The sequence below is a fragment of the Pedobacter sp. UYEF25 genome (genome assembly GCF_054061655.1).
This window is the reverse complement of the sequence record NZ_JBSSEL010000019.1, coordinates 81211-89575: the sequence shown is the minus strand read 5'-3', so window position 1 is coordinate 89575 and position 8365 is coordinate 81211. Positions and strand designations below refer to the sequence as shown.

At 39.1% G+C, this 8365-nt stretch carries 7 protein-coding genes; 5 read left to right on the top strand and 2 right to left on the bottom strand.

Features of this window, described 5'->3' with window-relative positions:
- Positions 1-861: 861 nt before the first annotated feature.
- From ACVWYG_RS15985 to ACVWYG_RS15965, 5 genes are all read left to right on the top strand, one after another.
- Entirely contained in the window at positions 862-1560 is a 699-nt protein-coding gene (locus ACVWYG_RS15985; RefSeq protein WP_457271485.1) for a ComF family protein, read from the top strand.
- 121 nt (positions 1561-1681) lie between these two features.
- Positions 1682-2059 (top strand): BlaI/MecI/CopY family transcriptional regulator, encoded by a 378-nt coding sequence (locus tag ACVWYG_RS15980; protein WP_457271483.1) that lies wholly within the window; start codon positions 1682-1684, stop codon positions 2057-2059.
- Positions 2056-4110, top strand: a complete 2055-nt coding sequence (locus tag ACVWYG_RS15975; RefSeq protein ID WP_457271481.1) for a TonB family protein — start codon at positions 2056-2058, stop codon at positions 4108-4110. Before ACVWYG_RS15980 ends, ACVWYG_RS15975 begins: the two co-directional genes overlap by 4 nt.
- 352 nt (positions 4111-4462) lie before the next feature.
- Positions 4463-4780, top strand: a complete 318-nt coding sequence (locus ACVWYG_RS15970) for an energy transducer TonB (RefSeq protein WP_457271479.1) — start codon at positions 4463-4465, stop codon at positions 4778-4780.
- Between the two features lie 30 nt (positions 4781-4810).
- Positions 4811-5116: an energy transducer TonB gene (locus ACVWYG_RS15965; RefSeq protein WP_457271491.1), complete on the top strand. Its 306-nt coding sequence runs from the start codon at positions 4811-4813 to the stop codon at positions 5114-5116.
- 335 nt (positions 5117-5451) lie between these two features.
- Here ACVWYG_RS15965 and ACVWYG_RS15960 read toward each other — a convergent pair whose 3' ends face one another.
- The gene (locus ACVWYG_RS15960; RefSeq protein ID WP_457271477.1) at positions 5452-6222 is read right to left on the bottom strand and encodes a succinate dehydrogenase/fumarate reductase iron-sulfur subunit; all 771 of its coding nucleotides are present in this window, start codon (positions 6220-6222) and stop codon (positions 5452-5454) included.
- A gap of 160 nt (positions 6223-6382) precedes the next feature.
- A complete protein-coding gene (locus ACVWYG_RS15955) occupies positions 6383-8362 on the bottom strand; it encodes a fumarate reductase/succinate dehydrogenase flavoprotein subunit (RefSeq protein WP_457271475.1) in 1980 nt (659 codons plus the stop codon).
- Positions 8363-8365 lie beyond the last annotated feature (3 nt).

The following is an 8365-nucleotide window of genomic DNA, read 5'->3' as shown; positions in this document are numbered from 1 at the left end:
CCGGCCATGTACTGCGGCCGGTGCCCCCTTATACTCGCTTGCGCTACTTTGACATCTCTTGTAAGAACTTTTATTCGCTTAACCTCACGGCAGCTCTCTCTTTTATATATCTTCAGACTTTCGTTTACTAGGGGTCTTCTTGTTCCCCTGCTCGACTAGGTGTGTTTCAATCTATTTTTACGCCTTCCCGACATCCGCCGGTCCGACTCTTTTTCCCTTCCTCTTTAGTTGGGAGTGCAAAGGTAAAGAAGTTTTTTAATTGTGCAAGACTTTTTTTTATTTTTTTGAAACTTTTTCAAGCCCCATCTGTCCTGCTAAATAACTCCCCGTCCTTCAATGTTTCTGCTGTAATTCCCCTCAGATCCCTGAGCGGGTTGCAAAGATAGAAAAAAATAACACACGCAAAGAGTACAGCCAAATAATTGTTGCATGTTTTTCGCAAAACGCTGTAGCATAGTAGGTTTTTTTGTTATTGGTATTTCCATGGCTATGCGAAGGATTAAATCTAAGCAACAAAAGGACTAATTGGCTTACCAACCAAACCGCGGAGCGGCACAAAGCTTAGACACGAGCCGCAGCACTTTTAAGTTTTTCTGCGCCGAATCAAAACTATTAATTCCGAGAAGCTAGCTATAAGCGAAATATTTTATTTGCGACACAAAGCCAATGTTCATAGCAAAACCGCTATTGGGATACCTTAGGCTTCCTTTTTGCGCGGGGCGCGCCAACGGTAGCAGCGAAATCCTTTGCGCGGCCGTCAGCCAAGCAAAGATATAGCCGATGACGGGCCCGGGCGCACAAAATATTCTTGTTGATTTAATTAGCGTCGTTAATTTTAAAAGTAATGCTTAAATTAGTATCATGCTTTCAGCAAAAAACTATCTAGAAGATCTGGTAGGGCTTTTGTTCCCAAACCTGTGCAACGCTTGCGGAGCGCCTTTGGTTAGAGGTGAAAGTTTGGTTTGCCTACATTGTTTGCATCATTTGCCTTACACAGACTACCATTTACATTTTGAAAATAGAGTGGCTAAGCAACTTTGGGGCCGAATGGAGTTTGAGGCAGCCATGGCGATGCTGTATTTTAGAAAGGGCGAAACCATACAAAACCTAATGCATAACCTTAAATACCACGAAAAAACTGAAATCGGTGTATTTTTAGGCAGACTTCTTGGCGAACGACTTTTAGACAGCACCTTATATAAAGGTATAGATTTTATTGTACCCGTGCCGCTACACCCTGCGAGGCTACGCAAACGTGGGTATAATCAAAGTGCATTTATTGCAGCGGGAGTAGCTGAGAAAATAAATGCTGAGGTCTGCAACAATTTATTACAAAGAACAATTTATACCGACAGCCAGACCAAAAAGAACCGTTACAATCGATACGAAAACATGAAAGATGTTTTTACAGTAAATGCCAAAAGCGAAGTTTTAAAAAAACACGTGTTACTTGTTGATGATGTTTTAACCACGGGCGCTACAATAGAAGCTTGCGGCAAAGCCCTTAAAGATGCCGGCATAGCTAAACTTAGTATTGCCACCTTGGCTTTTGCAGATTAGAATTGCCAAGACCATCTCTTTGCCCTCAAAAAAAAACCAACTAAAAGTTTAGTAATTATTTTGAAAACTAATAAATTAGTTTTATGTTTGACTATTAGTTCGAACCCAAAATAAAAAAGATATGAAGATTAAAGATTTAACCCGAGCAGAAGAGCAGCTTATGCAGGTATTGTGGGATTTAAAAAAGGCGTACGTTAAAGAAGTGATAGAACAGCTTCCGATGCCGAAGCCAGCGTACAATACGGTAAGTACAATTATTAGAATTTTAGAAACTAAAGGCTTTGTAGGCCACGAGGCTTTTGGCAAATCGCATCAGTATTTTCCAATTATCAGTAAAGAAGACTACAAACGTTTCGCTACGGAGAAATTGCTGGACAGCTATTTTGAAAATTCTGTAGAAAGCATGGTTTCCTTCTTCGTTAAGGAAGAAAAAATGGATTTAAGTGATGTGGATGAGATTTTAAAAATGTTAAACAAACTTAAAAACAAAGCACAATGAGCATTTCCAACTATTTACTCCTAGCCAATCTTTACCTCATTGCATTTTATATTTTCTATAAACTGTTGTTAGATAAAGAAACCTATTTTAAACTAAATAGAATTTACTTACTAACGGCAGCGCTACTATCTATGGTATTGCCTTTTTGCCGTACAAGTTGGCTTTACAATGAAACCATAAGCAGCAACGTGCATACCATGGTTTATTTTGATGCGATGCCTTATACCATTATCGCACCAGCTGAAAACACCCTTTCTTTTACAGATTTTCTGGTAGCGCTTTACCTTCTCGGGATAACTTTTTTCACAATAAGGTTAATAATTAACGTGGTTAAAACTCGTAAACTATTAACTCAAGAAGTTGCAGGAGCAGCCTATTCTTTTTTTGGATCTAAAAAAATAGATCCAAACCTACAAGGCGCAGAAACGATTGCTTTGCACGAAGAGGTGCATATAAAGCAAGGCCATAGTTTAGATGTGTTGTTCTTTGAATTCTTGACCATTTTAAACTGGTTTAATCCATTTATTCACCTTTATAAAAAATCTATTCAAGACATACATGAGTTTTTGGCCGATGAGGAATCTGCCAATAGCCATGGCGATAAACATGCTTATGCGGTGCTTATTGTTAGCAATGTATTGGGTGTAGAGCCTGGTGCGTTAATGCACGGCTTTTTTAAGAAATCTTTAATTAAAAAACGAATTTATATGTTACACAAAAACAAATCTAAAAGGATAGCCTTGTTAAAATACGGGATGTTCTTACCCTTGTTTACACTTGCAGCTGTATTGTCATCGGCCACACTAAACAAAAATAAAAAACTTGCAAAACTTGCAGATAAGGTTGATGTAGAAAAAACTATCGAGGTTGTAAATACTATTTTGCCAGAGGCGATTAATAATGAAAATGAGAACAAATCCACTAAAAAAACCGATGCATCTACAATCAGCAAGCCACTCCGCATTGGTGCAGATTGGAAAGAATTTTATGCTGCATTAACTAGAAGTATTAAATTCCCCGATGACGCCTTAGAAAATAATTTATCAGGTCAGACTCAAGTGACATTTATCTTAAGAAATGGCAAAGTTTCTAATTTATCTAATGATGTGTCATTAGGATATGGCTGTGATGAAGCGGTTATGAACGCTATTTTTGCCTACCGAGGTTTTGATCACAGTTATGATGGGAAGTACGCATTATCGGTTGCTTTCTCGTCAAGCGAAAACTTCAAAAAAATTCCAACCACAGGATTAAAAGCGCCGAATGGATATAAAAATTTGAAACGAATGTTTTTTATAGGCAATAAAAAATCCGCAGAGACAAGCGATGGCGTTAAGAAAGTTACTGTAGTAACTTTTACGGAGCAGCCCCTTGCAGGAACTACCACGAGAGAAGAAATCGCTCTTGATATATCTGCAGCTCATAAAAGAGATATGACTGATATAAGCGTTTCTAACACAGAACCACAAGATACAATCTATTCTTTCGTTTCAATTGACAAGGCACCAGAATTTCCTGGAGGGATGAAAAAGTTTTATGAATACTTAAGCAGGGTTATAAAATATCCAAAGAAAGCACAAAACGACAACGTACAGGGAAAGGTTTTTATGACTTTTATTGTAGAGGCGGACGGAAGCTTATCAGATATACAAGTATTAAGAGGACCAAGTCCAGAAATTAATGAGGAAGCGGTGAGAGTAATAAAGGACAGCCCGAAATGGAACCCCGGAATGCAAAATAAAAAAGCCGTGCGAGTTAAATACAATATTGCTGTAAGCTTTAGTTTGGCCGATGCAGCCGAGAAACCAAAAAAGACGATGCTGAATTTCAACGAACTCGGGCGAACTAACCCCAAGCCTCTATACATATTGGATGGAAAAGTATATTCGAAAGACCTCAACACTATTCCTCAAAATGATATAGTATCAGTTGAAGTGCTAAAGGACGCATCTGCCACCGCATTGTACGGAGATAAAGGGAAAAACGGTGTGATTATAATTACATTGAAAAAGAAAGTCGGGGTTAAAACAATAGAACCTCAAAAAGAATAATTTTTAAAAACCGCCAAATCCGGCTGATGGTTTGGCGGTTACCGAAGCGTAAATTTGATGAACTTAAAAAGCCGACAATTCTGTCGGCTTTTGCTTTTACAACGGAAAAAGCATAATTTAGATCAAAGAAACAAATTTAAACGTCGAAAACAAACGCTCCGTGTTACAAAAAACAACATCAATACAACTAAAATTCTTAATAAATAATTTATTTTTAACTGTTGTAATTGCTTCCCTTTTTTTTTCAATTAGGGTCAACGCTGGGACTATTCGCAACATATCGGCAAAAAATATAACCAATATTTCGCCAAAGGCAAAAGATCCTAATTGGGACCCCTTTTATAAATTTGTGGTGGGATCAATAAAATATCCTACAAAAGCAAGGGCAAATAATATTACCGGAAAAAGCCAGATTACTTTCAACGTAAAAAATGGAAAGGTGGCCAATCTGTCCATTGTAAAGGGCCTTGGCAGCGGATGCGACCAAGAGGTAATGAGTGCTATCTTAACCTATCACGGTTTTGATGGAAGCTATGATGGAAAATACGCTTTTGTAACCGTTTTTGCATTTGCTGGTGAATCCAGACTTATTACAACGGAAGAAATAAAGCCACTTGAAGGTTTTACTAATTTAAATGAAGTCCTTATTCTCGCTTATAAAAACCAATAAGGAGATCACGAGGCTGCCAACGTTACTGAGATAGCTTCTGCCGAGGAGGACAAGATTATAGATTCTAGAACGATTGAAAAACAGCCGGAATTTCCCGGCGGCCTGACGAAGTTCTACGAATACTTATCACAGAACATCCATTATCCAGCGGCAGCTGTACGGTCGGAGCAAGAAGGCAAGGTGTCTTTAGCATTTACTGTAGAAAAAGATGGAAGTTTAACGAATATTGAGGTAATTAGAGGCGTAAGCAAAGAGATTGACGCCGAAGCGATAAGAGTTATGCAAAAACCCCAAAATGGAATCCAGGAGTTCAAAATGGAAAATTTGTGCGTGTGAGGTATATTATTGCTGTCAACTTTAATTTAGGAAAAAAAGCAAACATCAATTAAAAAGATTATTTACAAAGCTTTTTTTGAGACAATGCGAAGCGATGTATTGTGAACGATTAAAGATTAACTAATGAGCTATTCTGAACCGAATTTAGCATGACTATCTATAATTTCAACACAAAACCCCAGTAAAACTACATGGGGTTTTATGTTTGATCTCCTGTCTCGGGCTTATAAAATTAAACTTTTTTATAATCGGAAACAAATTTTTGAAAAAATTAATTTCCAAGAAATTTAGTTTAATCCTTTGGATAACTACTTGACAGTCTTAATTAAGCTATTTTACAGTTGCTCTTCTGAAACAAATTTTGCGTGTGCAAAATCTCTGTTCATCCTTGCGATATTTTCTAATGTAATTCCTTTTGGACATTCTGCTTCGCACGCGCCTGTATTCGTACAGTTTCCAAAACCTTCTGCGTCCATTTGTGCCACCATACTTTGCACCCGGCGATAACGTTCCGGTTGTCCTTGAGGCAACTGCGCCAATTGAGAGATCTTTGCAGAAACAAACAACATGGCCGATGCATTTTTGCAAGTTGCTACGCAGGCGCCACAACCAATGCAGGCAGCTGCTTCAAATGCAGCATCTGCCTGCCTCTTTGGAATTGGCAAATCATTTGCATCTTGGGCATTTCCTGTATTTACAGAGATAAATCCACCTGCTGCAATAACCCTATCAAAAGCAGAACGGTCTACCGCTAAATCTTTTAAAACAGGAAAAGCAGCAGCGCGCCAAGGCTCTACCACAATGGTATCGCCATCTTTGAAAGAGCGCATGTGCAACTGACAAGTTGTGATAAGATCTTTAGGACCATGTGGCCTTCCGTTAATAAACATGGAACACATTCCGCAAATCCCCTCTCGGCAATCGTGATCAAAAACCACAGGTTCCTCACCTTTGTTATTTAATTGTTCATTTAACACATCAAACATCTCCAGAAAAGACATATCCGGCGAGATATCCGAAACGTTATAATTTACCAATGCACCTTTAGCTTTGCTGTTCTTTTGACGCCAAACTTTTAAGGTTAAATTCATATTTCCTGTACTCATGGCTTTTTTTTTGAGTATTGAGTATATAGACTTTAGCATTTAAACACTAAATCGGTAAAGATTATACGTAATAAATAGATTGCTTCATTCCTCGCAATGATAAATTTATGTGAGTACTAAACCATCTTGATACTAAATACTAACTACTTGATACTAATTTTTATTTATAACTTCTTTGTGCTACTTTAATATTTTCAAACTTAAGTACCTCTTTATGTAATTTAAAGTTCACACCAGGCTCATATTCCCAAGCTGCCACGTAAGAATAATCTTCGTCATCGCGTAACGCTTCTCCTTCTGGCGTTTGATACTCTTCTCTAAAGTGGCCTCCGCAGCTTTCGTTTCTATCCAAAGCATCCACGCACATCATTTCACCCAACTCCAAAAAGTCGGCTACTCTACCAGCTTTTTCTAGTTCAGGATTCAGTTCATCCGCTGATCCGGGAACACGCACATCTCTCCAAAACTCATCTCGAAGTGCACGAATGTCTGAGATGGCTTCATTTAAACCTTCAACATTTCGAGACATTCCACACTTTTCCCACATAATAAGCCCTAATCTCTTATGAAAATGATCTACAGATTTTGTGCCTTTGACATTTACCAACTTTTCTATGGTCGCTTTGGCCCTTTGTTCAGCATCGGCAAAAGCTTGATGATCTATAGAGATCGCTTTGACAGAAATCTCTTTTGACAAATATTGACCAATGGTATATGGAAGAACGAAATAACCGTCTGCCAATCCTTGCATCAAAGCGGATGCACCAAGACGATTTGCGCCGTGATCTGAAAAATTGGCCTCACCAATACAGTACAAACCTTGCACAGTGGTCATTAAATTATAGTCTACCCATAAACCGCCCATGGTGTAATGTACTGCGGGATAGATACGCATCGGCGTTTCGTATGGATTTTCACCGGTAATTTGTGCATACATATTGAACAAATTACCGTATTTTGCTTTAACCACCTCATGACCTAAACGCAGACAGGTTTCCTCATCTGGACTGTGATTGCCGGCCTTTGAAGCTTCTATCTTTCCGTAACGCGCTGTATTTGCTTTAAAATCTAAGTAAACCGCCAATTTAGAACTCCCTACTCCATACCCTGCATCACAACGTTCTTTAGCTGCACGAGATGCAACATCCCTCGGTACCAAATTACCAAAAGCGGGATAACGACGCTCTAAATAATAATCGCGTTCCTCTTCTGGAATTTCGGTTGGTTTGCGGGTATCGTCCTTTTTCTTAGGTACCCAAATCCTTCCGTCGTTACGCAAAGATTCTGACATAAGCGTAAGCTTACTTTGGTGGTCTCCAGAAACTGGAATACATGTTGGATGAATTTGCGTGTAACACGGGTTTGCAAAATAGGCGCCTTGCTTACACGCTTTCCAAGCAGCGGTTACATTGCAACCCATTGCATTTGTAGAAAGATAGAAAACGTTTCCATATCCGCCCGATGCCAACACTACTGCGTGTCCAAAATGGCGCTCTAATTCTCCCGTCAGTAGATTTCTAGCGATAATTCCTCTTGCTTTACCATCTATTTTAACAATTTCTTGCATTTCATGGCGGGTATACATTTCTACTTTACCCATTCCAATCTGGCGTTCTAATGCGGAATAAGCGCCTAGCAACAGTTGTTGCCCTGTTTGCCCGGCGGCATAAAAAGTACGTTGAACTTGTACACCACCGAAAGAACGATTGTCTAACAGGCCGCCATACTCACGAGCCAAAGGAACACCTTGAGCCACACACTGATCTATAATATTTACGCTTACTTCTGAAAGTCGGTGTACATTTGCCTCGCGAGAACGATAATCACCACCCTTTACGGTATCGTAAAACAAGCGATAAATACTATCTCCATCATTTTGATAGTTTTTTGCGGCATTGATGCCCCCTTGAGCAGCAATAGAATGCGCTCGACGCGGCGAATCTTGGAAACAAAAGCATTTTACTTTATAACCCATTTCTGCCAACGTTGCCGCAGCAGAGCTTCCTGCTAAGCCAGAACCAACTACAATAACCTCTAAGCTTCTTTTGTTAGATGGATTAACCAAAGCAACAGAGGAACGAAACTTGGTCCACTTTTGAGGCAAATCGCCATCTGGTATATTTGAATTCAAATCTGACATTTC

What these genes read in the sequence shown, in the direction of transcription:
- ACVWYG_RS15985 (WP_457271485.1), top strand. Translation starts at nt 862, where the DNA reads ATGCTTTCAGCAAAAAACTATCTAGAAGATCTGGTAGGGCTTTTGTTC.
- ACVWYG_RS15980 (WP_457271483.1), top strand. Translation starts at nt 1,682, where the DNA reads ATGAAGATTAAAGATTTAACCCGAGCAGAAGAGCAGCTTATGCAGGTA.
- ACVWYG_RS15975 (WP_457271481.1), top strand. Translation starts at nt 2,056, where the DNA reads ATGAGCATTTCCAACTATTTACTCCTAGCCAATCTTTACCTCATTGCA.
- ACVWYG_RS15960 (WP_457271477.1), bottom strand. Translation starts at nt 6,222, where the DNA reads ATGAGTACAGGAAATATGAATTTAACCTTAAAAGTTTGGCGTCAAAAG.
- ACVWYG_RS15955 (WP_457271475.1), bottom strand. Translation starts at nt 8,362, where the DNA reads ATGTCAGATTTGAATTCAAATATACCAGATGGCGATTTGCCTCAAAAG.